We start from the raw sequence: 26299 nt of genomic DNA, 5'->3' as shown, positions 1-26299 counted from the left end.
GTTGCGTGGCAGACGACTGGCGACAGCAACGCCAACATCCCCACGATCCTGATCGACTTCATGATGTCGTGCCCTTGAAAGGAAACACGCTATGTTGTTCGATGGATAATCAGGATGGCGTAGTAATGTTCCTGGTTCGCGTCTGAGATTTCTGAATCTACGAAGGAAACATCTGATGCAGTGTGCCGCAGAGCAAAACTGAACGCACAAACAAAAACGCGCCGGTGAATCACCGGCGCGTCAATGCAGCAAAGTGACGCGAAAGACGCTCAATAAGTCGGCACGGAAGGATCGACCTGGCGCGACCATGCGTCGATGCCGCCATACAGGTTGAACACGTCCTTGTGGCCGCGCGATTCGAGGAACATCGCGACTTGCGCGCTGCGCGCGCCGTGATGGCAGATGCAGACGATCTGCACGTCATCGTCGAGTTCTTCGCTGCGCGCGGGAATCTCGCGCATCGGAATCGACACGCTGCCGGCGATCTTCGCCGTTTCGATTTCCCACGGCTCGCGCACGTCGAGCAGCACGGGCGCCGGGCGGGATTGATCAGCGAGCCATTCGGCGAGGGCGGAAGCGGTCAGGTTTTGCATCGTGGGTCTCGCGTGGTACCTAGAACTTGAAGCGCGGCGCGTGCACGGCGTTCTGCAGCGGCTCGACGTAGGTTTCGAACACGTCGGCGATACGGAACTGCTTCTCGTCAACGCGCGTGATGATCTGCGCCTTCATGACGGGCGCGGTGCCGACGAACGCGGCAAGACGGCCGCCCACCTTCAGATGCTCGAGGATTTCCTGCGGCAGCACGGGCAGACCGCCCGACACGCAGATCACGTCGTACGGGGCAGCCGCGCCCCAGCCGCGCGCGCCGTCGCCCGTCGCGACTTCGGCGTTCAGCACGCCGTTCGCCGCGAGGTTCGCCTTTGCCAGCCCGGCCAGTTCCGGCTCGATGTCGACCGTCAGCACATGCTGCGCGCGATGCGCGAGCAGCGCGGCCATGTAACCCGAGCCTGCGCCGATCTCCAGCACGCTCTCGTGCTTCTTCACCGCCAGTTCCTGCAGCACGCGCGCCTCGATGCGCGGCGCGAGCATGTGCTGGCCGGCAGGAAGCGGAATTTCGAAATCGACGAACGCCAGCTCGCGATACGCGGCGGGCACGAAGTTCTCACGCTTGACGATCGACAGCAGATTCAGCACGTCCTGGTCGAGCACTTCCCACGGACGGATTTGCTGTTCAATCATGTTGAAACGCGCTTGTTCGATGTTCATGATCAATTCGGCGGTGTGGTTGAGACGCGGGCAGCGGGTGTATTGGGGGACCACTGCTCCCATTGGATGTTGCCTGGGCTGTTACTGCCCTGTTACTGCCGGGTGTCACCAGGTTAACTGCGAAATTGTACCAAACCACGCGCCGATGCTGCCCTGTTGCGGGCAGGTCCGCTGCGGGCAGACGGATTTCGTTGCGCACTGCGTCTCGGTGAAAGTCCCTACGAGATGACACTTGCGATTCGCGTCCGTGTCGACCAAAAATGTAATCGATTACATTTTCGGGGCAAGAACCGGTGGACAAACCGTCGCAACGTGACCCGCAAGCACAGCCGTCCGGCGCGGCCGAGCCCGATATGCGGGGCTCGGCACGCGCCGCATCGGAAGGGCTGTCGATTGCGGGCGTCGCCGAGCAGGCGGGTGTGTCCGTGGCGACGGTGTCGCGCGTGCTGAACGGGCATTCGAACGTGCGCCCCGCGACGCGCGACAAGGTGCTCGCCGCCGTCGCGACGAGCGGCTACCGCGTGAACGAACTGGCGCGCAATCTGCGCACGGCCGAAAGCCGTCTGCTGCTGACGATGGTCCCCGACGTCGGCAACCCGTTCTATGCGGAAGTCATTCGCGGCATCGATTCCGTGGCACGCCAGCACGGCTATTTCATGCTGCTGTGCGACACGGGCGCGGATGCTGGCCGCGAGCGCAGCTATTTCGACCTGCTGCGCCGCCGCCGGGCGGACGGCGCGATCTGCCTCGACCCGGCTACCGTGCAACAGGCGCTTGCCGAGGAATCGAACGCACTGCCGTGGGTGGCGTGTTGCGAGTTCGATTCGTCCGTGGGCGTGCCGTACGTCGGCATCGACAACTACCGCGCGGCGGGCGACGCCGTGCGCCATCTGCTGGCGCGCGGTCACCGGCGCATCGCGCTGATCAATTCCGACGATCACTACCTGTACGCGCAACAGCGCCAGCAAGGCTATCTGGACGCATTGCGCGACGCGGGCATCGCGGCCGACGAACGCTGGCGCCAGAACGTGAACAGCCTCGACTACGAAGCGGGCGCCTCGGCGGCCGCGCTGCTGATGACGCACGCCGACGCGCCGACGGCCATCTTCGCCGTGTCGGACACGTTGGCGATCGGCGTGATCGCGGGCTTGCGCAGTGTCGGCAAGCGCGTGCCCGACGATGTCGCCGTCGCGGGTTTCGACGACATTTCGCTTGCAGCGCAGATCGATCCGCCCTTGACGACGATCGCGCAGCCGATGCGCGAACTCGGCGAGACGGCCGCGCGCCTGCTGCTGCAACGGCTGGCGAATCCGCGTGACACGGTGCCGGGCGTGCTGCTGCCGCATCGGCTCGTGGTCAGAAAGAGCGCTTGAGAGGGAAGCCGCGATGAGCCTCGCCGTCCGATTCGACGATATCCGCAAAGACTTCGGCCCCGTGCGCGTGCTGCACGGCGTGAGCTTCGATCTCGCGCCGGGGCGCATCTACGGGCTGCTCGGAGAGAACGGCGCGGGCAAGTCGACGCTGATGAAAATCCTCGCGGGCTACGAGACGGCTACGGAAGGCACGGTGCTGATCGACGGCCACGTGCAGCGTTTTGATGGCTCGCGCGATGCGGAAGCCGCGGGCATCGTGCTGATTCACCAGGAGTTCAATCTCGCCGAGCATCTGACGATTGCGCAGAACATGTATCTCGGCCACGAGAAGCGCAAGGGCCTGTTCGTCGACGACACGGCGATGCGTAGCGAAGCGAAGCGCTATCTGGAGCAGGTCGGCCTGCACAAGCATCCGGACACGAAGGTGCGCGATCTGATCGTCGCGGAAAAGCAGATGGTGGAGATTGCGAAGGCGCTTTCGCGGCGCGCGCGGCTGCTCATCATGGACGAGCCGACGGCGACGCTGACGCCGTCCGAGACCGAGCGCCTGTTCGCGCTGATGACGAAGCTCAAGGCCGATGGCGTGACCATCGTCTACATCTCGCACAAGCTCGACGAAGTCGAGCACCTCACCGACGAAGTGATCGTGATGCGTGACGGCCGCTTCGTCGCGCGCAGCGAGACGGCGCTGCTCGCGCGTCAGCAGATGGCGAACCTGATGGTCGGGCGTGAACTGTCCGATATGTTCCCCGACAAGACACCGCCTGCGCAGAACGCGCCGATCGCACTACACGTGCAGCATCTCAGCGTGCCCGAGTGGGTCGACGATCTGAGCTTCGACGTGCGCGCGGGTGAGGTGTTCGGGTTTGCGGGACTCGTCGGCGCGGGGCGCACGGAAGCATTCGAGGCGATTATCGGATTGCGCGAGCGCACCTCGGGCACGATCGAAATCGCCGGACGCAAGGCCGATCTGCACAGCCCGCGCGACGCGATGCGGCGCGGTCTCACGTATCTGAGCGAGGACCGCAAGGGCAAGGGGTTGCACGTGAACCTGAGCCTGCAGGACAACCTGACGTTGATGACACTCGAACGCTATGCGAAGCCGCTGCTCGATCTGAAGGCGGGACGCGACGCGCTGACCAAAGCCGTACGCGATTTCGGCATCCGCACGGGCGATCTGGGCAGCCGCGCGCGGATGCTGTCGGGTGGCAACCAGCAGAAGCTCGCGCTTGCCAAATTCCTGCAGCCCAATCCGGATGTGATCGTGCTCGACGAGCCGACGCGCGGCGTCGATATTGGCGCGAAGCGCGACATCTATTTTCTGATCCACCGGCTTGCGTCCGAAGGGCGTGCCGTGATCGTCATTTCATCCGAACTGATCGAGCTGATCGGCCTGTGCCATCGCGTGGCCGTGATGCGCGCGGGGCGCCTGCAGGCGACGCTTGGCCTCGACCATCTGACCGAAGAGGAGTTGATCGCTCATGCGACCGGCACACACTGACACCGCGCCGGTTGGGCGCGCGATGCGGATTGCGCATCGATTGCATGGGCTTGGGCCGTTGGCGGGGCTGATCGTGCTGTGCATTGCGGGGACGCTGCTCAATCGCGATTTCGCGACTGTCGACAACATGATGAATGTGCTGACGCGCACGTCGTTCATTGGGATCATTGCTGTCGGCATGACGTTTGTGATTATTTCGGGTGGGATTGATCTTTCTGTTGGATCGATGGCGGCGTTGATCGCGGGCAGCATGATCTGGTTGATGAATGCGCTTGCCGCTGCGCCGGGCGGACATGCGCTTGCGCCTCTGACTATTGTGTTGATCGGGATTGCGAGTGCGTTTGTGCTTGGCGGCGCGTTTGGATGCGCGCATGGGTTGTTGATCACCAAAGGGCGGATCGAGCCTTTTATCGTCACGTTGGGGTCGCTGGGTATTTTTCGCGCTGTGCTGACCTGGCTTGCTGACGGTGGTGCCTTGACGCTCGATAACAATCTTTCCGATCTTTATGGGCCGGTTTATTACGCGAGTCTGTTTGGGGTGCCTGTGCCGATCTGGGTGTTTCTCGTCGTCGCGGCGGGCGGTGCGCTGATTCTTAATCGAACGGCGTTTGGGCGACATGTGCAGGCGATTGGCTCCAATGAACAGGTCGCGCGGTATGCCGCGATTCGCGTTGATACCGTGAAGATTGTTACTTATGTGTTGCTTGGGGTTTGTGTTGGCGTAGCGACGGTTTTGTATGTGCCGAGGCTTGGGTCGGCGACGCCCACTACCGGGCTTTTATGGGAACTGGAGGCGATTGCCGCTGTTGTGGTTGGCGGGACTGCGCTCAAGGGCGGTGAAGGGCGGGTTGTGGGTACCGTCATCGGTGCGGTTCTGCTTTCGGTCATTGCCAATATTCTTAACCTCACTAGCATTATTAGCGTGTACTTGAATGCCGCTGTGCAGGGGATTGTGATTATTGTTGTCGCGTTTTTGCAGCGGGGGCGGAGGTGATTGAGGTGGCGCGTTTGCCTTTGCGGGGGCAGGGTGGGATGCCAGCGAAAAGGCAAACGTATAGGGGCAACGCAAGAAGCGCGAAGGCATAGCGCGGATGCCAGCGCAAACCAAACCAGACCAGACCAAACCAGACCAAACCAGCAGTCGCAACAGCGTTTCAACACCGAAAGAACCAAACCATCCAGTCAGGAGACATAGCCATGAAGCAGATGATTCGAGCGGTTGGCGCCGGGATGCTGGCGCTGAGCATAATGGGCCTGGGCACAGGCGCCGCGCAAGCCGACGAGAAAGTCACCCTCGGCGTAGCCATCCCCACCGCCGATCACGGCTTCACAGGCGGCATAGTCTGGTGGGCGAACAAGGCAAAGGCGGATCTGGAAAAAGCCCACCCCGATCTGAAAGTGATCGTCAAAACGGCAGCCAACGCGCCGGAACAGGCGAACCAGCTGCAAGACCTCGTAACGGTCAACAAAATAAACGCGCTAGTAATATTCCCGTACGAATCAGCCTCCCTCACCCAACCCGTCGCACAGGTGAAAAAGAAGGGCGTCTACGTAACAGTGGTCGACCGTGGTCTCACGGACACAAGCGCACAAGACGCCTACGTGGCCGGCGACAACACCGCCTTCGGCAAGATCCCCGCCGAATATCTGGCAAAAGCACTCGACGGCAAAGGCGACATCGTCGCGCTACGCGGCATTCCCACAACCCTCGACAACGAACGCTGGACAGCCTTCACAGGCGTCCTGAAGGCCTATCCGAACATCAAGATCCTCGACGCAAAATACGCAAACTGGAACCGCGACGACGCATTCAAGGTGATGCAGGACTACCTGACGCGCTTCAAGCACATCGACGCCGTCTGGGCGGCCGACGACGACATGGCCGTCGGCGTCATCAAGGCAATCGATCAGGCCAAGCGCACCGACATCAAGATCGTGTTCGGCGGCGCGGGTTCGAAAGGCATGGTCAAGAACGTGATGGACGGCGCGCCGCTCATCAAGGCCGATGTGTCGTACTCGCCAAAGTTCATCTACGACGCAATCAAGCTCACGGCAGAAGCGCGCCTCAAAGGCGACAAGCTGCCCGCCACGACGATCATTCCTTCCGTGCTGATCACGAAGGAGAACGCGAAGGAATTCTACTTCCCGGATTCGCCGTTCTGATCGAAAACGTGCTTTAGCCCGCCGCCGCCTTTCGCGTGATCGTCACAAAGACACGCGCAAGGCGGCGCCGGTTCGACGCAGATATCCATCGGGAGCAGCACGATGAAAACGATCAAAGGGCCGGCGATCTTTCTCGCGCAGTTCATGGGCGACAAGGTGCCGTTCGACAACCTCGCGCATCTCGCGCAATGGGCCGCGAGTCTCGGTTTCAAAGGCATTCAGGTGCCCGCCGATCCGCGCCTCGTCGACCTCGAACAGGCGGCGTCGAGCCAGGACTATTGCGACGATCTGCTGGGCGTCGTCACCGATGCGGGCGTCGCCATCACCGAACTGTCGACGCATCTGCAAGGCCAACTCGTCGCCGTGCATCCCGCGTATGACGTGCTGTTCGACGGCTTCGCCGCGCCGCACGTGCGTGGCAATCCCGCGGCACGCACCGAATGGGCCGTGCAGCAGATGAAGTGGGCGGCGAAGGCATCGCAGCGTCTCGGGCTGAACACGCATGTGTCGTTTTCAGGCGCGCTCGCGTGGCCGTATATCTATCCGTGGCCGCAGCGTCCCGCCGGTCTCGTCGAAGCGGCCTTCGACGAACTCGCGCGCCGCTGGACACCCATCCTCGATGCATTCGACGAAGCGGGCGTCGATGTCTGCTACGAACTGCACCCGGGTGAAGATCTGCACGACGGCGTGACGTTCGAACGTTTTCTCGTGGCCGTGAAGGACCACAGGCGCGCCAACATCCTGTTCGATCCGAGTCACTACGTCTTGCAGCAACTCGACTACCTCGCGTTCATCGATATCTATCACGAGCGCATCAAGGCCTTTCACGTGAAGGACGCCGAGTTTCGTCCGAATGGGCGGCAAGGCGTGTATGGCGGCTATAGCGGCTGGGTCGAGCGCGCGGGGCGCTTCCGCTCGTTGGGCGACGGACAGATCGACTTCGGCGCGATCTTCTCGAAGATGGCGCAAAACGATTTTCCGGGCTGGGCCGTGCTCGAATGGGAGTGCGCGCTGAAGCATCCCGAAGACGGCGCGCGCGAAGGCGCCGAGTTCATCAAGCGGCACATCATTCGCGTGGCCGACCATGCATTCGACGACTTCGCGGGCAGCGGCGCGGACCACGCGCAACTGAAACGCGTGCTCGGCCTTTGACGCCGGCTGTCGAACAGGAGCACATCGCGATGACACGAAGACTCAGGCTGGGCATGGTCGGCGGCGGGCAGGGTGCGTTTATCGGTGCGGTGCATCGGATCGCGGCGCGTATCGACGATCGCTTCGAACTGGTGGCAGCCGCGCTGTCGTCCGACCCGCAGCGCGCGCAGGCGAGCGCCGACGAACTCGGCATCGCACGCAGTTATGCGAGCTGGGACGAGATGGCGCGCGCCGAAGCGGCACGCGACGACGGCATCGACGCCGTGTCGATCGTCACGCCGAACCATCTGCATGCGCCCGTCGCGACGGCGTTCCTCGATGCCGGTATCCACGTGATCTGCGACAAGCCGCTCGCGATGACGCTCGAAGAAGGCGAGGCGCTCGCGAAGCTCGCGCGCGACAAGAACCGGCTCTTTGCGCTGACGCACACGTATTCGGGTTATCCGATGGTGCGCCATGCGCGCGAGCTGGTCGAAGCAGGTGAGTTGGGCGAGGTGCGCGTCGTGCAGGTCGAGTACGCGCAGGACTGGCTCGCGAAGCCAATCGAACTGACGGGCGAGAACCGCCAGGCGGTGTGGCGCACCGATCCGAAGCAGGCTGGGCGCGCCGGATGTCTTGGCGATATCGGCACGCACGCGTATCACCTGGCGGCGTTTGCGACCGGCATGCTCCCTATCGAGATCGCCGCTGAATTACATACGTTCGTCGAAGGGCGCCAGGTCGACGACCATATTCAGGCGATGCTGCGCTACGACAACGGTGCGCGCGGCATGCTGTGGGCGAGCCAGGTGGCGAGCGGCGCGGAAAACGCACTGCGTCTGCGCGTCTACGGGACGAAGGCGGGCATCGCATTCGATCAGGAGAACCCGAACGAACTGCTGTTCACGCCGTTGGGCGGCGCGACGCAAAGGCTCACGCGCGGGCGCGTCGGCAGCGACGTGGCGCGGCACGCAACGCGCGTGCCGCCAGGTCATCCCGAGGGTTATCTCGAAGCGTTCGCGCAGCTCTACCAGGATGCGGCGTTGCAGATCGAAGCCATCGACGCGGGTTTGCCTCTGCCGTCCGTAAGCCGTTTGCTGACGACCGTCGAGGACGGCGTCGCGGGGCTGCGTTTCATCGATGCCGTTTTCACAAGCAACGATCAGCTTGCCTACACGCGCGTAAAGAACGGCTGACAGCTGCGGGGTGCTAGCTCTTGCTGCGCTTGATCTGCTCTTCGAACGCAAGATCGAGCTTGCTTGCCTTGCGTGGTTTCGGCGGGCCGAAACCGTCGACGAACTTGACGAAGTCATCGAGCGGCAACGGATCGGACACCTTCTGGTCCGTGCCGCTCGACTTGTCGACGAGATAGAACAGTCCGCCCGACAGGCTGACCGCCGCGAAGCGCGGATTGCCGCTGCGGGTCTTCAGCCGTTCGACGGCATGGATGGCTCGGGTCGTGCGCATGATTCGATGGTGCCGTGCAGTGCTTGAGTTTTTAAGATTGCTGCATGATTCTACGACGTATACTCGCGCGCCGGTCTGCGGCCGCGCCGCGATCCGGCGGATGTCCCGCCATTTGCGTAGAACGTCGAAACAATGCCCGCCTTGCCTTCAGTCCAGGAAACAGTCGATGCGCTCGCCCACGCGCCCGACGATATAGAAAAGCTGCGAGCCGTCTGCGTCGCGCTGCTGCACGACATGCGTGACGACGAGCTGCTGAGCTATACCGAACGCGCGCTCGCGATCGAGCCGCGCGATCTCCATTTCGTCAACTGGCGCGCGTATGCGTTGACGCTGCTCGGCCGGCACTTCGATGCCGTCGCGACGTGGCGCAATTATGCGGCGCTGCCGTGGCAGCCCGCGTACTACAAGATGAGCCTCGGCCAGAGTCTCGTGATGTCGGGCGACGTCGAGCGCGGCATCCCGATGCTGCACGACGCATGGCGCACGGCTGCCGCGGCCGGCGACTGGTTTGCGCGCAAGGCCGAGCATCTGTACGGCGAGGCGTTGTTGCGCACCGCGCGTCCCGCAGGCTTCGAACCGTGGCTCGCGCGCAATGACAGCGACAGCGGCAATTATCAGCCGGCCGATATTGCGCCGTGGTCGGGCGAACAGGATTTGCGCGGCAAGCGCGTGCTGATTACGCATCAGATGGGTTTCGGCGATCAGTTCCTGTTCTTTGCCAATGTGGCGCGATGGCGGGCAGCAGGCGCGCAGATGATGATTACGTGCGATGCGCAGTTGCATCCGCTGTTGCAGGCGTCGCTGCCGGATTGCCATGTGGTGAGCGCGCCGCGTCCGTTGCGTCAGCATGACGCGTTGCCTGAAGAGTTGGTCAATCAGGTTCGCGAGTTCGCCCCCGATCTGCACGCGACGTTGCTCCATTTGCCGCTGCTCGCCGCGCAGCAAGTGCCGCTGCCGTCGCCGTTTTTCCCCGCTTATCTGCGCGCGCCTGAAGCGGAGCGCGAAGCCGCCGCCACATGGGCGCGCGAGCTGCGCGCGGCGCAGCCGAGCAAATCGCTGGTCGGTATTTTCTGGGACTGCAACCAGCGCCACGCGCATGAGGTCGGCGCGGTGATGCGCTGCTCGGCGATCCGCCGCAGCTTGCCGTTGACGGAAATCGATCATCTGGTGATGCATCCGTCCGTCGCAGCGAAGCGGCATTTCGTGAGCCTGCATCATCCTTCCGTACAGCAGTTCGCGGGGATGCCGTCGGGCAATATCAGCGTGTACGGGCCGGGGATCAAATCGTTTGCGGAGACGGCTGCGTGCATCGAGCAACTGGATGCCGTCGTTGCCGTCGATTCGGGCGTCGCGAATCTGAGCGCGATGCTCGGCAAGCTGACAATTGTGCCGCTCAATGTGGCAAGCGAATGGCGCTGGGGCGTGGAAGGCGATACGTCGCCGTGGATGGCGAATCTGAAGCCGCTGCGTCAGACGCTGACGGGCGACTGGCGCAGCGTGATCGATGAGGCGATCAGTTTTTTGTCGTAGCTGATCGCGAGGCGGCGGGGCGGCGCGCGCCCCGTTCGCCGCTACGTCGAGCCAGGATCACAAAGCGATCACTGACTCAAATACGTAAACTTCCCACCCTTGATAATCCCCATCACGCTGGCCCGCTGATCGAGCCCGACGTGATCCTTCGCGCTCGTATTCACGACGCCGTTCGGCACCACCAGTTCATGCGCGTGCTCGAGTTCCGTGCGCAACGCCGCGCGAAACTCCGGCGTGCCCGGCTGCGCCGTCTTCAACGCGCGCGCGACGGCATCCTGCAAACGCGGATACACACCCGCCGCATCGCCCGCGAACTGCGTCACGGTGTTCGGCCCATATTGCGTTTCGTACGCGTTGACGAACGCAAGCGCGGCCTTCTTCGCCGGATGATCGGCAGGCAGCGTGCGCGCCACGACGACCGGCTGTGTCGGAAACAGTGTCCCCTCGACATCCTTGCCGCCCAGCTTGATGAACTCCGGCGTCGCGATGCCGTGCGTCTGATAGATGGCGCCTTTGTAGCCGCGCTCGACGAGCGTGCGCTGCGGCAGCACCGTCGGCGTGCCCGCGCCAGCGATCAGCACGGCATCCGGCTTCGCCGCGATCAGCTTCAGCACCTGGCCCGTGACGCTCGCGTCGGTGCGGTTGAAGCGCTCGGTCGCGACGACTTGAATGTGGCGCAGCGTCGCGAACTTCGTGAACTCGTTGAGCCAGCTGTCGCCGTAACTGTCCGCGAAACCGATGAAGCCGACCGTCTTGATGTTGTGATTCGACATGTAGCGCGTCATCACGTCGGCCATCGCGCTGTCCGTCTGCGCCATCTTAAACGCCCAGACCTTCTTGCCTTCCTGCGGCTCGACGACACTCGCCGAACCAATCAGCGTAATCATCGGCGTCTGGCTCTCGGCGACGGGATCGAGCGCGGCGATCGCGGCGGGCGTGATGTTGGGACCGACGATCACATCGACGTGGTCCTCGTTGATCAGCTTGCGGATATTGCGTACGGCATTGCCCGGATCGGAGCCGTCGTCGAGGATGATGTACTGCGCGTTCTGACCGGCAATCGTCTTCGGCCACATCAACATCGCGTTCTTGCTGGTGATGCCGATCGTGGCGGCAGGCCCCGTGCTCGACAGGTCGATGCCGACCTTGATGTCCGCGTGCGCGGCGGCGGCGGCGAACAGCGCGCCGATCGCGGCGGCACGCATCAGGGTGCGTTTGATTTTGTTCTTGTGCGACGACATGCGAAAGATCTCCTGGCAGATAGCGTGGCCGTTCGTTGTTAATCGGATCAGGTATGGCGGGTCAAAAACCTCAAAGCTCGTACGTTTCGTGATCACCCTTGAGCGCCTGCTCGATCAGCTTGCGGTTCATGTTCGGCGACAGCAGCTCGACGAGCGTATACACATAGCTGCGCAGATACGCGCCCTGTTTCAGCGCGACGCGCGTCACATTGCTGCCGAACAGATGGCCGACGGGCATCGCGCGCAGATGGCGGTCGCGTTCGGCGTTGAACGCGATGTCGGCCATAATCCCGACGCCCAGTCCCAGTTCGACGTAGGTCTTGATCACGTCCGCGTCGATCGCTTCGAGGACGATATCGGGGTGCAGGCCACGCAGGCGGAATGCTTCGTTGATCTTGGTACGGCCAGCGAACGCGTTATCGTACGTAATCAGCGGATACTGCGTGAGATCGTCCAGCGACAGCAGCTTGCGCTCCAGCAACGGATGATCGGCGGGCATCACGGCGAGGTGGTGCCAGGTGAAGCAGGGCAGTGACACCAGTTCCTTATAGGTCGAGATCGCCTCGGTTGCGATTGCCACGTCCGCCTGATCGTGCAAAACCAGTTCGGCGACCTGGGTCGGACTGCCTTGCAGGATCGAAAGGTGCACCTTCGGAAAACGCTTCTTGAACTCGGCGATGGCGGCGGGCAGCGAGTAGCGCGCCTGCGTATGCGTCGCGGCGATCACGAGGTTGCCCTGATCCTGCGCCGCGTAATCTTTACCGACTCGCTTCAGGCTCTCAACCTCCTGAAGAATCCGCTCGACGGACGCCAGAATGATCCGGCCCGGTTCCGTCAGCGAGCGCACGCGTTTGCCGTGCCGCGTGAAGATTTCGACGCCCAGTTCGTCCTCCAGCTCGATGATCGCCTTCGAGACGCCCGGCTGGCTTGTATACAGTGCCTTGGCGGCTTCCGTCAGATTGAAGTTCTGGCGGACGGCCTCGCGCACGAAGCGGAACTGATGCAGGTTCATATATAACCTCGCCGCATATCAAAAGAATTTTTTAGTCGTTTGAAATATAAGGCGAGTTTATTACGATTTGTCCAGTTTTTCCAATATGGATATCTGTTTTTGTCATTAGCAAATGAGCGATGCGTCTAAACGGCTGGTCGCCGTCTCGCTCAAAGCAGACTGATGAAGACGAATCCGAAGCGCGGCGTAACCGGAACGCCGCGTCGTGTGAGACGAACAAACCCTGGGGTCCCCGAATGTACCAATACGATCAGTACGACCAGACCATCGTCGACGAACGCGTCGCGCAATATGCCGACCAGGTTCGCCGCCGTCTGTCGGGCGAATTGAGCGAAGAAGAGTTCCGCCCGCTGCGCCTGCAAAACGGCCTGTACATGCAGCGCCACGCGTACATGCACCGCATCGCGATTCCGTACGGCAACCTGCGCAGCGACCAGTTGCGCATGCTTGCGACGATCGCGCGTGAGCACGACCGCGGCTACGGCCATTTCTCGACGCGCTCCAACATCCAGTACAACTGGATCCAGCTCGAAGAAACGCCTGAAATCCTGCGCAAGCTCGCGTCCGTCCAGATGCACGGCATCCAGACGTCGGGCAACTGCATCCGCAACATCACGGCCGATCAGTTCGCGGGCGTGGCGCCCGACGAAATCGTCGATCCGCGTCCGTGGGCGGAAATCATGCGCCAATGGTCGACGTTCCACCCTGAATTCGCGTGGCTGCCCCGCAAGTTCAAGATTGCCGTGTCGGGTACGAAGGAAGACCGTGCAGCCGTGCAGATCCACGATCTGGGCGTCTATCTGAAGAAGAACGCCGAAGGCGAAGTGGTCGCCAGCATTCTGGCGGGTGGCGGTCTGGGCCGCACGCCCATCATCGGCGCGATCATCAAGGAAGACCTGCCGTGGCAGCAGCTGCTGACGTACTGCGAAGCCGTGCTGCGCGTGTACAACCGCTACGGCCGCCGCGACAACCTGTATAAGGCGCGCATCAAGATTCTCGTGAAGGCGCTGTCGCCCGCGAAGTTCGCGCAGCAGGTCGAGGAAGAATGGCAACACCTGAAGGACGGCCCGTCGACGCTGACGGAAACGGAAGTCGCGCGCGTGTCGCAGTACTTCGCGCCGCCCGCGTATGAAAAGCTGCCGGACACGGACACGTCGTTCGAAAAGCATCTGCTCGAAAGCAAGCCGTTCGCGCGCTGGGTCGAGCGCAATGTGCGCCCGCACCGCGTGTCGGGCTATTCGTCGGTGACGATCTCGCTGAAGCCGCGCGACATCGCGCCCGGCGACGCGACAGATACGCAGATGGACGCCGTCGCCGATTGGGCTGATGAGTACTCGCTCGGCGAAATCCGCGTATCGCACGAACAGAACCTGATTCTCGCGAACGTCAAGAAGCGCGACCTGTTCGCGCTGTGGGAAAAGGCCAAGGCGCAAGGTTTCGCGATGCCGAATATCGGTCTGCTGACCGACATCATCGCGTGCCCGGGCGGCGATTTCTGCTCGCTCGCGAATGCGAAGTCGATCCCCATTGCGCAGGCTATCCAGCAACGTTTCGACGACGCTGACTTCGTCTACGACCTCGGCGACCTGTCGCTGAATATCTCGGGCTGCATGAACTCGTGCGGTCACCACCACGTCGGCAACATCGGCGTGCTGGGCGTCGACAAGGACGGCTCCGAGTGGTACCAGGTGTCGCTCGGCGGCGAGCAGGGCACGGGTCATGACGGCGCGAAGCTCGGCCGCGTGATCGGCCCGTCGTTCTCGGCGGAAGAAATGCCGGACGTGGTGTCGAAGGTGATCGATACGTTCGTCGAAAACCGCATCGACGGCGAACGCTTCATCGACACGTACAACCGCATCGGCCTCGCGCCGTTCAAGGAACGCGTGTACGCATCGCGTCAGCCGGCTCACGCGTAACGGGAACAAGGATTAGCAGATGGCATCGATTATCAAGGACCGCGCAATCGTCAACGACGACTTCACGGTAATCCGCGCAGCCGAAGACGGCACGTTGCCCGAAGTCGGCGCATTGCCCGCTGGCAAAGTGATCGTCCCGTTCGCGTTGTGGCAGGCGTCGCGCGACGAGTTGACGGCTTCGCGCAGCGCGCAGGAAATCGGCGTGTGGCTCGCGCCGGACAGCGAACCCGCCGACATCGGCGCGGACTTCGACAAGCTCGCACTGATCGCGGTGGACTTCCCGGTGTTCCGCGACGGCCGCGGCTACAGCACGGCGCGTCTGTTGCGCGAGCGCTATGGCTACAAGGGCGAGATTCGCGCGATCGGCGACGTGCTGCGCGACCAGTTGCGCTTCTACGAACGCTGCGGCTTCAACGCGTACGCACTGCGCGAAGACAAGGACATCCACGACGCGCTGAAGGCGTTCACCGAATTCACTGTCCAGTATCAAGGTGCGTTCGACGATCCTTCGCCACTCTTTCGTCATCGTGAAGCGGCCGCTGCCGCGCAGAAGGCGTCGGTATGACGAGCGCAACGGGCATCACGGCTGAGCTGCAAGCGAAGATCGAGCGTCTGGACGCGCTGCTCGATTCGATCGCGCAGCGTCACGACAAGGTCAAGCTCGCGAGCAGCCTCGCGGCGGAAGACATGCTGCTCACGCACGCCATTCTGTCGCGCGGCGTGAAGATCGGCATTTTTTCGCTGAACACGGGCCGTCTGCATGCGGAAACGCTCGGCATGATCGACCGCGTGCGCGAGCGCTACGGCTACGAGATCGAGCAGTTTCATCCGCTGGCGGATTCCGTCGATGAATACGTCGCGCAGCATGGCCTGAATGCGTTCTACGAAAGCATCGATCTGCGCAAGCGTTGCTGCGAGATCCGCAAGGTCGAGCCGCTGAACCGCGCGCTGTCGGAAGTCGGCGCGTGGGTGACGGGCCAGCGCCGCGAGCAGTCGGTGACGCGCGCGGAACTGCACGAGGAAGAGCAGGATCACGCTCGCAATATCGGCAAGTACAACCCGCTCGCCGACTGGACGGAAGCCGATGTGTGGGCGTACCTGAAAGCGTTCGACGTGCCCGTGAACCCGCTGCATGCGCGCGGCTATCCGAGCATTGGCTGTGAGCCGTGTACGCGCGCCGTACGCCCCGGCGAAGACAGCCGGGCAGGGCGCTGGTGGTGGGAGTCGCGCGATACGAAGGAATGCGGGCTGCACATCACGACGATTCCTGTCACGGTGATTGGCGAGAACGCGTCGTCGCTCCACTGAGCGGCACGCGAACGCAGAAGCAGATTTCGATTGAATCTTCTCGTGTCGCACACATCTGGTGAGAACCCGATCATGCGACACGAACCAACGAAGGACCTGAACATGAGCACGACGCTCGATTCGACTGTCAACCCGCTGAACGTCACGGCGAACCGGATGGACCATCTCGACTGGCTCGAGGCAGAGTCGATTCACATCCTGCGCGAACTCGTAGCCGAGTGCAGCAAACCCGCGTTGCTGTTCTCGGGCGGCAAGGATTCCGTCGTCGTGCTGGCGCTCGCGTTGAAGGCGTTCGGCCTTGGCGCGAACCGCAAGACGCAGCTGCCGTTCCCGCTCGTGCACATCGACACGGGTCACAACTATGACGAAGTGATCGACTTCCGCGATCGCCGCGCGAAGGAAATCGGCGCGGAGCTCGTGGTCGGCCACGTCGAAGATTCGATTAAAAAGGGCACCGTGCGTCTGCGCCGCGAGACGGATTCGCGCAACGCCGCGCAAGCCGTCACGCTGCTGGAAACGATCGAGCAATATGGCTACACGGCGATGATCGGCGGCGCGCGCCGCGACGAAGAAAAGGCGCGTGCGAAAGAGCGCATCTTCTCGTTCCGCGACGAGTTCGGCCAGTGGGACCCGAAGGCGCAGCGCCCGGAACTGTGGAGCCTGTTTAACGCGCGTCTGCATCAAGGCGAGCATCTGCGCGTGTTCCCGATTTCGAACTGGACGGAACTCGACGTGTGGCAGTACATCGCGCGCGAGAACCTCGAACTGCCGTCCATCTACTACGCGCACAAGCGCGAGATCGTGCGCCGCAACGGCCTGCTCGTGCCCGTGACGCCGCTCACGCCGATCCGCGAAGGCGAGTCGAGCGAAGAGGCGCTGGTGCGTTTCCGTACGGTTGGCGACATCAGCTGCACGTGCCCCGTCGAAAGCGATGCGGACGATCTGGAAAAGATCATCGCCGAAACGGCCGTGACGGAAATCACGGAACGCGGCGCGACGCGCATGGACGACCAGACGTCGGAAGCGGCGATGGAAACGCGCAAGAAACAAGGTTATTTCTAAGGCACGGGGTAAGAAGATTATGAGCATTCATCAACCTGAAGACCTCGGCGTACTTCGATTCATCACGGCAGGCAGCGTCGACGACGGCAAGAGCACGTTGATCGGCCGCCTGCTGTACGACAGCAAGGCTGTGCTGTCGGATCAACTGTCGGCGCTGTCGCGCGCGAAGAACAAGCGGACGGTCGGCGACGAAATCGATCTGTCGCTGCTGACGGACGGCCTTGAAGCCGAACGCGAGCAAGGCATCACGATCGACGTTGCGTACCGTTACTTCGCGACCGCGAAGCGCAAGTTCATCATCGCCGACACGCCGGGCCACGAGCAGTACACGCGTAACATGGTGACGGGCGCATCGACGGCGCACGCCGCGATCATTCTCGTCGACGCGACACGCGTCACGTTCGAAGACGGTGTCGCGCAACTGCTGCCGCAGACCAAGCGCCACAGCGCGATCGTCAAGCTGCTCGGTTTGCAGCATGTGATCGTCGCGATCAACAAGATGGACCTCGTCGAATATAGCGAAGCGCGCTTCAACGAGATCCGCGACGCGTACGTTACGCTCGCGCGCCAGCTTGGCCTCGCTGATGTGCGCTTCGTGCCCGTGTCGGCACTGAAGGGCGACAACATCGTGACGGCGAGCGAGCGCATGCCGTGGTATGCGGGCGAGCCGCTGCTCGACGTGCTCGAAGCACTGCCCGTCGAACTGCCGACGCATCAGGGACTGCGTTTCCCGGTGCAATGGGTCGCGCGTCAGGACGGCAGCCAGGCCGACGATTTCCGTGGCTACATGGGCCGCGTCGAATCGGGCGAAGTGAAGCTCGGCGATTCGATCGTCGTGTTGCCGGCGAACCGTCAGGCGACCGTCGCTGAGATCATCGCGCCCGTGCCGGGCGGCACGGCGCAGGTGGACCGCGCATTCGCGGGCCAGACGGTGACGATCCGCCTGGCGGAAGACGTCGACGTGTCGCGCGGCGATACGTTCGTGCTGGCAACGGGTGCCGTCCAACCGGCGAAGAAGCTCGAAGCGGACCTGTGCTGGTTCGACGAAACGCCGCTGTCGACGGCCCGCAAGTATCTGCTGAAGCAGACCACGAGCACGGTGTTCGCGCGGATCGGCGGTATCCAGCAGGTGCTCGACGTGCACACGCTGTCGCATGCGACGGACCGTCATGAGCTGGCGATGAACGATATCGGCCGCGTGTCGCTGACGCTGCAAAAGCCGATCGTCGCCGACGAGTACGACACGCATCCGGGCACGGGCGCTTTCGTGCTGATCGACGAAGCAACGCATCATACGGTCGCGGCCGGCATGATTCGTTCTTTCTCCGCTTGAAGTCGAGAGCGGACGGAGCGGGAGCAAATGGGTAAGGTGTATCTGATCGGCGCCGGGCCAGGCGCTGCGGACCTGATCACGGTTCGCGGCGCACGGCTGCTGGGACTCGCCGATGTCGTGCTGCACGATGCGCTCGTCGAGCCGGCGATGCTCGACTACGCGCCGCATGCGCGCAAGATCGCGGTGGGCAAGCGTTGCGGGCAGCGCTCGACGGCGCAGCACTTCATCAACAAGCAGATCGTCGATGCCGCGCTTGAGCACGGCGTCGTGGTGCGGCTGAAGGGCGGCGATCCGATGCTGTTCGGGCGCGCCGATGAAGAGATGCGCGCGCTCGAAGCGGCAGGCATCGACTATGAAGTCGTGCCGGGCATCACGGCGGCCTTGGCGAGCGCGGCATCGCTGCGGCGTTCGCTGACGCTGCGCGGCGTGTCGCGCAGTGTGGCGCTCGCGACGCACAGCCGCGCGCCGGATTCCGCCGAAATTCGCGAGCAGGTGAACGCGGATTCGCTGGTGTTCTACATGGGCCGTGACAGTGCGCCCGAGATCGCCCAGCAACTGATCGACGCGGGGCGTGCTGGCTCGACGCCTGTTGCGATTGTCGAAGCATGCTCGACGCCGCGCGAGCGCATGTTGACGCTGACGCTCGATGGACTTGCCGCTGGCGATGCGCAATTGTGGCTCGACGCGTCGCAGCCCTCACTGCTGATGATCGGCGACGCGTTTGCCGAGCGGGTCGCGCGCAGCGAGCCTGAGTCGGCTGTGGAGCAAGGTCAGGCTGAGTTGCGAGTCGCTTAAGGTTCTATTGCCGCTGTTTTCAATTGGTCGGCCGCATTCGCGTGAGTGAATGCGGCCGATTGTCTTTTCCGCGCGCCAGCGAGCCAGGCACGTGCGTTGCGTTAAGATTTCCTTTCGCTTGCATTCAAACTGGACTCATGCCTTTTTCTTCTTTGCGTCGTTCTTTACTGATTGCGCTTGCGGCCGGTCCCGTGATCGGCGTGCGTGCGCAGCCGGCTTCGTCTGTCTCGGTCAATCTCGCCGCGCGCGAGCGATTTGAAAAACTGGAAGCGTCGAGCGGTGGGCGCCTTGGTGTCGCCGCGCTCAATACGGCGGATGGGTCGTATGTCGGCTATCGCGAGTCGGAGCGGTTTCCGATGTGCAGCACGTTCAAGCTGCTTGTCGTTGCGCTGGTTTTGAAGCGCAGCATGGCCGAACGGAGTCTGCTCGACGAGCGTGTTCGATACGATGACGCCGATCTCGTCGCGAACTCGCCTGTTACGAAGCGGCGCGTGGGCGAGGGCATGACGATTGGCGAACTGAGTGCCGCGGCGCTGCAGCACAGCGATAACACGGCGGCGAAACTATTGCTGACGGCTGTCGGCGGACCGGAAGTGTTGAACCAGTTCGCGCTTTCGATTGGGGATGAGTGGTTTGATCTGTTGCGTGGGGAGCCTGAGGTTAATGCGTCCGTGCCGGGCGATATGCGGGATACCACGACGCCACGGGCGATGATGCTCGATGTGCAGAAGCTTCTGCTCGCCGATGATGTGCTCGGGCCGCAGCAACGCGAGCAGTTGAAGGCGTGGATGCTTGGGAATGTTACCGGGGCGGCTCGGATTCGGGCTGCCGTGCCGGGTTCTGGATGGCTGGTCGCCGATAAGACCGGGAGCGGGGATTACGGCACGGCTAATGATGTGGCTGTCGTTTATCCGCCTTCGGCGGCGCCTTTTGTTGTCGCTGTCTATTTCACTGGTGTGATGCCTAAACAGACGCTGCCGCGCGATGAAGTTGTGGTTGAGGCTGCGCGGATCGTGTTTGATGTGATGAAGTGATTTTTTGTCTGCGACGCTGGGGGTGGGTTTGGTTTTTTGCTGGCATCCGCGTTGGCGCCTTCGCGGTGCGGGCGGTTTGGTTTGCTTTGCTTTGCTTGTGTTTGAGCTGGCATCCGCGTTTTGTTAGCTTGCTTCACGCGTCGCCCCGCACAGGGGCGACGCGTGAAGCACGAAGGCATAGCGCGGATACCAGCGCAAACCCAAACAAACCACCCGCAGCGTCGCAGACAAACCAAAAACCAAAAAATCCAAAAAAACCAAAATCAAACCAAAGCCTGCCGCAGGCAATAGTTGGCAATCGCCTCAATAACATCGGCGTCCTCGCCAACAGCAGTAGCACACCGAACCTCAACAGAAGGACTCGCGCTACGGCATTGCTCAAGAATCACCGGCAGATCTCGCCGAACATGCCCACCTTGCCCAAAAAAAACTGGCACAACGGTAACAACAGAAGCTCCTGCTGCGATCTGAGCAGCCACAGCCTCAGGCAAACCAGGCGTCATAAGCTCGAGAAACGCCAACGAAACCGGCCCAGCGGCCTCCCCGCGCAACGCGAGCAAACGGGCGCGCAGCCGCTCAAAAGGCTCGGCCCAGCGAGGATCTCTCGCGCCATGCGCAAACAGCACCAAGCCATGAGATCCCATACCGCCTCGCAGAGAACAGAGAAAACGCCCTAATGCCTGTCAACCCACTTGAGCCCAACGAGCCCAAGCACGAGATAGATCAACCCCGGCGTCGCCGCCGTCAACGGCGCTGGCCATGTATTCAGATTCCCGATGTGCGAGAACAGCGTATTGAACAGCTGAAAGCTCATCCCGAGCATGATCCCGCCGAACACCTTCATGCCGACCACCCCGGCGCGCGTATGCAGATACGCGAACGGCAAGGACAGCACCAGCATCACGAACACCGCGAACGGATACAGAATCTTGCGCCACAGCGCAATCTCGTACCGTTGCGTGTCCTGATGGTTCTCGGTCAAATGCTGGATGTAGCGGAACAGGTTGAACATCGACATCCGTTCCGGCGCGACCAGCAGCACCGACAGAATCTGCGGCGTCAGTTCCGAGCGCAACGAATATTCAGGCAGCGTCACCTGCTTCGCGCGATACACTGGGTTCAGCGCATCGGCGGGCTTGCTGGCGTCCTGCGCGACGTCGATCAGTTGCGTGTCCGTAACGTCCTTCAGCAGCCAGTGGCCGGGCGGCTGAAACGAGCCAGACTTCGCGATGCGCACGTTCGACAGTCGGAACTTCGAATCGAATTCGTAGATGCGCACGTTCGAGATGGTCGCGTCCGGCTGCAACTGCCCGACGTTCACGAAGCGCGTCACCTGTTCGCCGTCGGCACGCGCCGTCAGCGTGTCCTTCACCCAGACGCCCGACTCGAAGTTGCTCGACACCGACGAACCGAGCGCCTCCAGACGCACGCGCTCCGACAACTGATCCGTGTACGGTCCGACCACTTCGCCGATGATGTACGTGAGGAACACGAGCGGAATGCCGATCTTCAGCAGCGATCGCAGCGCCTGGTTCGTCGCGAGACCGGACACGCGGAAAATCGTGTACTCGGAATTCGCCGCCATCTGCGCGAACACGTAGATCGCGCTGATCAACGCCGCGACGGGAATGATTTCGTAGAAGCGCGACGGCGTCTGCAGCGCAACGCGCAGCACCGCGTACTGGAACTTGTAATTGCCGTGGCCGACCGAGTTCAGCTCGTTGATCAGGTCGAAGAAGAAGAACAGACCCGAAAATGCGAACAGAATGAAGATGAACGTGAGGTAAACCTGACGCGCGAAATACTTTTCATAGATGCGCATGGGTCACGCTCCCTGCGCCGGACGGCTCGACCGGCTGAACGTCGCCCGAGTGAAGAGCGGCCGGTTGCGCACCCGCAGCCAGAAAATGAACGCGACGACCAGCGCCACGATGACATGCAGCCCCACGAGGCCCACGCCGAACGACATCTTGCCTTGCTCGATCCACGACTGCACGACGTTCAGCAGGTTCGAATAGGTCAGATAGATCAGCACGGCCATCACGAGGTTGATGGTGCGGCTGCGGCGCGGATTCTGGTGCGCGAGCGGGATGGCGAGCAGCATCAGGTTGATCGCGATCAACGGCAGGCCCGCGCGCCATGCGAATTCAGCGAGATTCTGGCGGGTCGGATCGCGGAACAGGTCCAGCGTCGGCGTGCCCGTCGTGGTCGGCGTGCTGACCACCGGCTGGCTCTGGATCTTCACGCCATAGCGCTCGAACTCCATGATGCGGAAGTCGGGGTGGCCCGGCTCGCCGTCATAGCGGCGGCCGTTTTCGAGCACGACGAAGCGGTCACCGTTCTTATGCGTTTCCGTGTGGCCATTCTTCGACACGACCACGTTCACCTTGCCGCCCTCGGTGCTCGTGACGAACACGTTCTCGACATGCCCCTGATCGGGCGACATCTTCTCGATGAAGAACACGCGATGGCTCGTAGCGGATTCGCGGAACTGGCCGGGCGCGAGCAGCGAGACTTCGTCGCGCTGCTGGAAGCGCGCGCGGATCAGCTTGCTCTGCTGGTTCGACCAAGGCCAGCCGACGAACACGAAGAAGGCGATCAGAATGATGATGGGCGTCGCGAACAGGCCGATCGGCTTGATAAAACGCGTGAGGCTTACGCCCGAGGCGAGCCACACGACCATTTCGGAATCCTTGTACCAGCGCGTGAGCACGAACAGGATCGACACGAACAGCGTCGCGACCAGCATGATAGCGAGGTAGCCGATGACCGTCAGACCAATCAGCACGAGCACGTCGCGCGGGTCGATTTCACCGGACGCCGCGAAGCCGACGATGCGGATCATCATCGTCGTCAGGACCAGCGTGAGCAGAACCATGAACACGGCGCCAGCCGTATACGCCAGTTCGCGCTGGAGAGAGCGTTCAAAAATCATGGTTGATGAGGAGAGGGCGCGCTCCGACAGGCAGTGGGGTTGAGCCCCGTCACGCCTTCGTGCAGCCGCCGCGGGAAAAATAGCGGATAATTGCGGCTTTCATCCTAAGCCCAGATTTTATCCGAGGACAAGCGCGATGGACTTTAGCATAAAAGCCTGTGATTGGAGCAAAGGCTCGACCAACGGGTTCCTTACCGGAAAATCGGATTGCATCGTGATCGGCGTGTTCGAATCGCAGACGCTGTCGGGCGCGGCGCTGGAAATCGACGCTGCCACCAAGGGTCTGCTCACGCGCATCATCAAGGCGGGCGACATGGACGGCAAGACGGGCAGCACGGTGTTCCTGCATGAAGTGCAGGGCATCGGCGCGTCGCGCGTGCTGCTGGTCGGTCTCGGCAAGCAGGACGCGTTCACGCAGAAGGCCTACGGCGACGCCGTGCGCGCCGCGTGGCGCGCAATCCTCGGCACGAAGATCACGCAGGTCACGTTCACGCTGGCTCAGGCGCCCGTCAAGGAGCGCTCGTCTGACTGGGCCGTGCGCGCCGCGATCGTCGCGCTGCGCGAGCTGACCTACAAGTTCACGCAGATGAAGAGCAAGCCGGACAACAGCACGCGCGCGCTGAAGCGCATCGTGTTCAGCGTCGACGCGGCTGACGAGAAGCTCGCGAAGGTGGCCCTCAAGCAGGGCGTGGCGCTCTCGAACGGCATGGATCTGACGAAGGACCTCGGCAACCTGCCGGGCAACGTCTGCACGCCGACCTATCTGGCAACGACCGCGAAGAAGCTCGCGAAAGACTGGAAGCTGAAGGTCGAAGTGCTCGGCCAGAAGCAGCTCGAAGCGCTCAAGATGGGTTCGTTCCTGTCGGTCACCAGGGGTTCCGTCGAGCCGGCGCAGTTCATCGTCCTCCAGTATCAGGGCGGCTCCGCGAAGGCTGCGCCCGTCGTGCTGGTCGGCAAGGGCATCACGTTCGACACGGGCGGCATTTCGCTCAAGCCCGGCGACAGCATGGACGAGATGAAGTACGACATGTGCGGCGCGGGCTCCGTGCTCGGCACGCTGCGTGCCGTTGCTGAGATGGGCCTGAAGCTGAACGTGGTCGGCATCATTCCGACCTGCGAGAACATGCCCGCCGGCAACGCGACCAAGCCGGGCGACATCGTCACCAGCATGAAGGGCCTGACAATCGAAGTGCTGAACACGGACGCGGAGGGCCGCCTGATCCTGTGCGACGCGCTGACGTATGCGGAACGCTTCAAGCCGGCCGCCGTGATCGACATCGCGACGCTGACGGGCGCCTGCATCATCGCGCTCGGCCATCACAACAGCGGCCTGTTCTCGAAGGACGACGCGCTCGCGGGCGAACTGCTCGATGCATCGAAGGAAGCCTCCGACCCGGCATGGCGCCTGCCGCTCGACGACGAGTATCAGGACCAGCTGAAGTCGAATTTCGCGGACCTCGCGAACATCGGCGGACGTCCGGCGGGCAGCGTGACGGCGGCGTGCTTCCTGTCGCGCTTCACGGAAGCGTACCCGTGGGCTCACCTCGACATCGCGGGCACCGCATGGAAGAGCGGCGCGGCGAAGGGCGCAACGGGCCGTCCTGTGCCGCTGCTGTCGCAGTTCCTGATCGACCGCGCTGCACAATGACGCGTTGCAGTCCGGTCGCGCATCAAGCAGTGGAGCAGGATCGCCGATGACACGCATCGACTTTCATTCGAACGTCGGCGATTCGCTGCAGTATGCGTGCCGTCTCGTGCGCAAGGCGTATCAGGCCGGCCAGCCGCTCGTCGTGCTGGCCGAACCGCCACGCCTGCGCGCGTTCGACGAGCAGTTGTGGACCTTCTCGCCACTCGACTTCATCCCGCACTGCCTCGCGGGGAGTCCGCTCGCGGCGCAGACGCCCGTCGTGCTGACATCGTCGCTCGACGACGTGCCGCATCATCAGATACTGTTGAATCTGGGCGCGACCGTGCCGTCGCAGTTCGCGCGCTTCGAGCGCCTGCTGGAAATCGTCGGCAACGCGCCCGACGAACTGGCCGCGGGACGCGAGCGCTATCGCTTCTACCGCGATCGCGGCTATGCTCTGAATAACTACAAACAGGGCGCCTGACGGGTTCTGTCCGCTCGATGCGCGGTCTTGTCCGATTCGCGCAGAACCGGCTCGTCCGATCTTTAAAGGGAGTGTTTTCGTGTCCCAATCTTCCGACTCTTCCGATCAAGACATCCCCGTTCTGACCGATGTGATGGTGACGGGCCACGAGCCGCATGCGCCGCATGTGCCACATGAGCCGCACGCAAAGGCGAAGCGGCCGAAGCGCAGCGGCTCGCATGCTCATGAAGGTTCGCATGCGCGTGGCAAGCATGCGGCTGCGCAAGGCGCGCAAGACTTGCATGAAGCGCCGCACGACGTACATGCGGAGCCGCAAACGCCGTCTGTCCCCGATGACGATGTGCCCGTTCTCGATTCCATCTACGAATCGCCGCTTGCGCCGATGCGCGAGCCTGCGCAGTTCGTGCCGGGCGAAGCGGAGTTCAGCTCGGGTTCGACGGCCGAGCAGTATGTCGCGCCGCCTTTGCCGAGTTCGCTGACGGCACCGGCAGAGCACGCAATGACGCCTCCTGCGGCAAAGTCCGACTACGATGCCGACGTGCTGGCCGAGCGTTTGCGCGGCCGTTTCGCGACCTATCTGAAAGGGGATGGCCGCAATCTGATCGAGGCGCGCTGCCGCGACGCATTCCAGGATCACACGACCTGGCTCGTCAATCAGATCACGCGCGAGGTCGCGCTCGCGCTGGAAACGGAAATGCTCAGTTGGGTGCGCGAGGCGATTCGCGAAGAACTCGGCAATTCGACGACCGGCAAGTAGACGGGCAAATAAGCCGTGGGTGCACGCGTTACTTGAGCGTCAAAATCCAGCTTGCCAGCGACATCGCTTCGTCCTGCGTGACCTGTGTATTGGCTGGCATCGGCACGGGTCCCCAGACGCCCGCGCTGCCTTCCATGATCTTGCGCGTGAGATAGACGACGGCATCGCTGCGCGGCGCATATTTAGCGGCGACATCGTGCAGCGAAGGTCCCATGAATTGCCGCGTGACCGAATGGCAGCTCATGCAATTCTGCTTTTGCGCTAACGCAAGGCCTGGCGCCTGCGCGCGCGCCGTGCCGGTGAATGCCAAAGTGCCTGCCAGCACGAATGCCGCATACGACTTCGATTTCATTATGGTCTCCGC

General features: G+C 62.5%; 26 protein-coding genes. 17 read left to right on the top strand and 9 right to left on the bottom strand.

Translation table 11 applies throughout. The features are described from left to right. Positions 1 to 269: 269 nt before the first annotated feature. Together H1204_RS12530 and H1204_RS12525 are read right to left on the bottom strand one after the other, a co-directional pair. Entirely contained in the window at positions 270 to 593 is a 324-nt protein-coding gene (locus tag H1204_RS12530; RefSeq protein ID WP_036003302.1) for a rhodanese-like domain-containing protein, read from the bottom strand. Positions 594 to 612: 19 nt separating this feature from the next. Then, positions 613 to 1266, bottom strand: a complete 654-nt coding sequence (locus H1204_RS12525; RefSeq protein ID WP_180728557.1) for a protein-L-isoaspartate O-methyltransferase — start codon at positions 1264 to 1266, stop codon at positions 613 to 615. A gap of 353 nt (positions 1267 to 1619) precedes the next feature. Between H1204_RS12525 and H1204_RS12520 the strand changes: the two genes are divergently transcribed. The 6 genes from H1204_RS12520 to H1204_RS12495 all read left to right on the top strand — a co-directional run bounded on the left by H1204_RS12520 (position 1620) and on the right by H1204_RS12495 (position 8630). Further along, complete coding sequence (locus tag H1204_RS12520) at positions 1620 to 2639, top strand: LacI family DNA-binding transcriptional regulator (RefSeq protein ID WP_243468624.1); 1020 nt, start codon at positions 1620 to 1622, stop codon at positions 2637 to 2639. A 13-nt stretch (positions 2640 to 2652) separates the two neighbouring features. Further along, a complete protein-coding gene (locus tag H1204_RS12515; RefSeq protein WP_180728555.1) occupies positions 2653 to 4140 on the top strand; it encodes a sugar ABC transporter ATP-binding protein in 1488 nt (495 codons plus the stop codon). Then, complete coding sequence (locus H1204_RS12510) at positions 4121 to 5134, top strand: ABC transporter permease (protein WP_180728554.1); 1014 nt, start codon at positions 4121 to 4123, stop codon at positions 5132 to 5134. Before H1204_RS12515 ends, H1204_RS12510 begins: the two co-directional genes overlap by 20 nt. Positions 5135 to 5337: 203 nt before the next feature. Further along, positions 5338 to 6303, top strand: a complete 966-nt coding sequence (locus H1204_RS12505) for a substrate-binding domain-containing protein (protein WP_180728553.1) — start codon at positions 5338 to 5340, stop codon at positions 6301 to 6303. Between the two features lie 102 nt (positions 6304 to 6405). Then, on the top strand, positions 6406 to 7455 hold the full coding sequence (locus H1204_RS12500; RefSeq protein WP_180728552.1) for a sugar phosphate isomerase/epimerase: 1050 nt from the start codon (positions 6406 to 6408) through the stop codon (positions 7453 to 7455). A 29-nt stretch (positions 7456 to 7484) separates the two neighbouring features. Continuing rightward, positions 7485 to 8630: a Gfo/Idh/MocA family oxidoreductase gene (locus tag H1204_RS12495; RefSeq protein WP_180728551.1), complete on the top strand. Its 1146-nt coding sequence runs from the start codon at positions 7485 to 7487 to the stop codon at positions 8628 to 8630. 13 nt (positions 8631 to 8643) lie between these two features. Here H1204_RS12495 and H1204_RS12490 read toward each other — a convergent pair whose 3' ends face one another. Then, on the bottom strand, positions 8644 to 8901 hold the full coding sequence (locus H1204_RS12490) for a hypothetical protein (protein ID WP_007582444.1): 258 nt from the start codon (positions 8899 to 8901) through the stop codon (positions 8644 to 8646). Positions 8902 to 9042: 141 nt separating this feature from the next. On the opposite strand from H1204_RS12490, the gene H1204_RS12485 reads away from it, so the two are divergent. Next, on the top strand, positions 9043 to 10431 hold the full coding sequence (locus H1204_RS12485) for a hypothetical protein (RefSeq protein WP_180728550.1): 1389 nt from the start codon (positions 9043 to 9045) through the stop codon (positions 10429 to 10431). A 68-nt stretch (positions 10432 to 10499) separates the two neighbouring features. On the opposite strand, the gene H1204_RS12480 is transcribed toward H1204_RS12485, so the two are convergent. Together H1204_RS12480 and H1204_RS12475 are read right to left on the bottom strand one after the other, a co-directional pair. Continuing rightward, on the bottom strand, positions 10500 to 11672 hold the full coding sequence (locus tag H1204_RS12480) for an ABC transporter substrate-binding protein (RefSeq protein WP_180728549.1): 1173 nt from the start codon (positions 11670 to 11672) through the stop codon (positions 10500 to 10502). Between the two features lie 70 nt (positions 11673 to 11742). Beyond that, entirely contained in the window at positions 11743 to 12684 is a 942-nt protein-coding gene (locus tag H1204_RS12475) for a CysB family HTH-type transcriptional regulator (RefSeq protein WP_180728548.1), read from the bottom strand. A gap of 236 nt (positions 12685 to 12920) precedes the next feature. Between H1204_RS12475 and H1204_RS12470 the strand changes: the two genes are divergently transcribed. From H1204_RS12470 to bla, 7 genes are all read left to right on the top strand, one after another. Next, positions 12921 to 14600, top strand: coding sequence for a nitrite/sulfite reductase (locus tag H1204_RS12470; RefSeq protein ID WP_180728547.1), 1680 nt, complete (start codon positions 12921 to 12923; stop codon positions 14598 to 14600). A 19-nt stretch (positions 14601 to 14619) separates the two neighbouring features. Then, on the top strand, positions 14620 to 15165 hold the full coding sequence (locus H1204_RS12465; protein ID WP_180728546.1) for a DUF934 domain-containing protein: 546 nt from the start codon (positions 14620 to 14622) through the stop codon (positions 15163 to 15165). Beyond that, positions 15162 to 15908, top strand: coding sequence for a phosphoadenylyl-sulfate reductase (locus tag H1204_RS12460; RefSeq protein WP_180728545.1), 747 nt, complete (start codon positions 15162 to 15164; stop codon positions 15906 to 15908). Before H1204_RS12465 ends, H1204_RS12460 begins: the two co-directional genes overlap by 4 nt. A gap of 102 nt (positions 15909 to 16010) precedes the next feature. After that, positions 16011 to 16970: a sulfate adenylyltransferase subunit CysD gene (gene cysD / locus H1204_RS12455; RefSeq protein ID WP_180728544.1), complete on the top strand. Its 960-nt coding sequence runs from the start codon at positions 16011 to 16013 to the stop codon at positions 16968 to 16970. Between the two features lie 19 nt (positions 16971 to 16989). Then, positions 16990 to 18303 carry a GTP-binding protein gene (locus H1204_RS12450; RefSeq protein WP_180728543.1) on the top strand — a complete coding sequence of 438 codons (1314 nt, stop codon included), beginning with the start codon at positions 16990 to 16992 and terminating at the stop codon, positions 18301 to 18303. Between the two features lie 27 nt (positions 18304 to 18330). Then, the gene (gene cobA, locus H1204_RS12445; protein ID WP_180728542.1) at positions 18331 to 19098 is read left to right on the top strand and encodes a uroporphyrinogen-III C-methyltransferase; all 768 of its coding nucleotides are present in this window, start codon (positions 18331 to 18333) and stop codon (positions 19096 to 19098) included. A 137-nt stretch (positions 19099 to 19235) separates the two neighbouring features. After that, positions 19236 to 20132: a class A beta-lactamase gene (bla, locus tag H1204_RS12440; protein WP_180728541.1), complete on the top strand. Its 897-nt coding sequence runs from the start codon at positions 19236 to 19238 to the stop codon at positions 20130 to 20132. Between the two features lie 263 nt (positions 20133 to 20395). On the opposite strand, the gene H1204_RS12435 is transcribed toward bla, so the two are convergent. From H1204_RS12435 to lptF, 3 genes are read right to left on the bottom strand one after another with little or no spacing between them, the layout of a single operon-like run. Further along, on the bottom strand, positions 20396 to 20776 hold the full coding sequence (locus H1204_RS12435; RefSeq protein WP_180728540.1) for a CbiX/SirB N-terminal domain-containing protein: 381 nt from the start codon (positions 20774 to 20776) through the stop codon (positions 20396 to 20398). Between the two features lie 29 nt (positions 20777 to 20805). Continuing rightward, complete coding sequence (lptG, locus tag H1204_RS12430; protein ID WP_180728539.1) at positions 20806 to 21954, bottom strand: LPS export ABC transporter permease LptG; 1149 nt, start codon at positions 21952 to 21954, stop codon at positions 20806 to 20808. Positions 21955 to 21957: 3 nt separating this feature from the next. After that, entirely contained in the window at positions 21958 to 23067 is a 1110-nt protein-coding gene (lptF, locus tag H1204_RS12425; RefSeq protein WP_180728538.1) for an LPS export ABC transporter permease LptF, read from the bottom strand. 136 nt (positions 23068 to 23203) lie between these two features. Between lptF and H1204_RS12420 the strand changes: the two genes are divergently transcribed. The 3 genes from H1204_RS12420 to H1204_RS12410 all read left to right on the top strand — a co-directional run bounded on the left by H1204_RS12420 (position 23204) and on the right by H1204_RS12410 (position 25935). Next, a complete protein-coding gene (locus H1204_RS12420) occupies positions 23204 to 24715 on the top strand; it encodes a leucyl aminopeptidase (RefSeq protein WP_180728537.1) in 1512 nt (503 codons plus the stop codon). Positions 24716 to 24761: 46 nt separating this feature from the next. Beyond that, positions 24762 to 25178: a DNA polymerase III subunit chi gene (locus H1204_RS12415; RefSeq protein WP_007582468.1), complete on the top strand. Its 417-nt coding sequence runs from the start codon at positions 24762 to 24764 to the stop codon at positions 25176 to 25178. 79 nt (positions 25179 to 25257) lie between these two features. Further along, the gene (locus tag H1204_RS12410; RefSeq protein ID WP_180728536.1) at positions 25258 to 25935 is read left to right on the top strand and encodes a DUF2486 family protein; all 678 of its coding nucleotides are present in this window, start codon (positions 25258 to 25260) and stop codon (positions 25933 to 25935) included. A 28-nt stretch (positions 25936 to 25963) separates the two neighbouring features. Here H1204_RS12410 and H1204_RS12405 read toward each other — a convergent pair whose 3' ends face one another. Beyond that, positions 25964 to 26287 carry a c-type cytochrome gene (locus tag H1204_RS12405; protein ID WP_180728535.1) on the bottom strand — a complete coding sequence of 108 codons (324 nt, stop codon included), beginning with the start codon at positions 26285 to 26287 and terminating at the stop codon, positions 25964 to 25966. Between the last annotated feature and the right edge of the window lie 12 nt (positions 26288 to 26299).

The sequence above is a fragment of the Paraburkholderia sp. PGU19 genome, assembly GCF_013426915.1.
Lineage (GTDB): Bacteria > Pseudomonadota > Gammaproteobacteria > Burkholderiales > Burkholderiaceae > Paraburkholderia.
The sequence above is the reverse complement of the archived record's forward strand: the minus strand, read 5'-3'. Positions and strand labels throughout refer to the sequence as shown.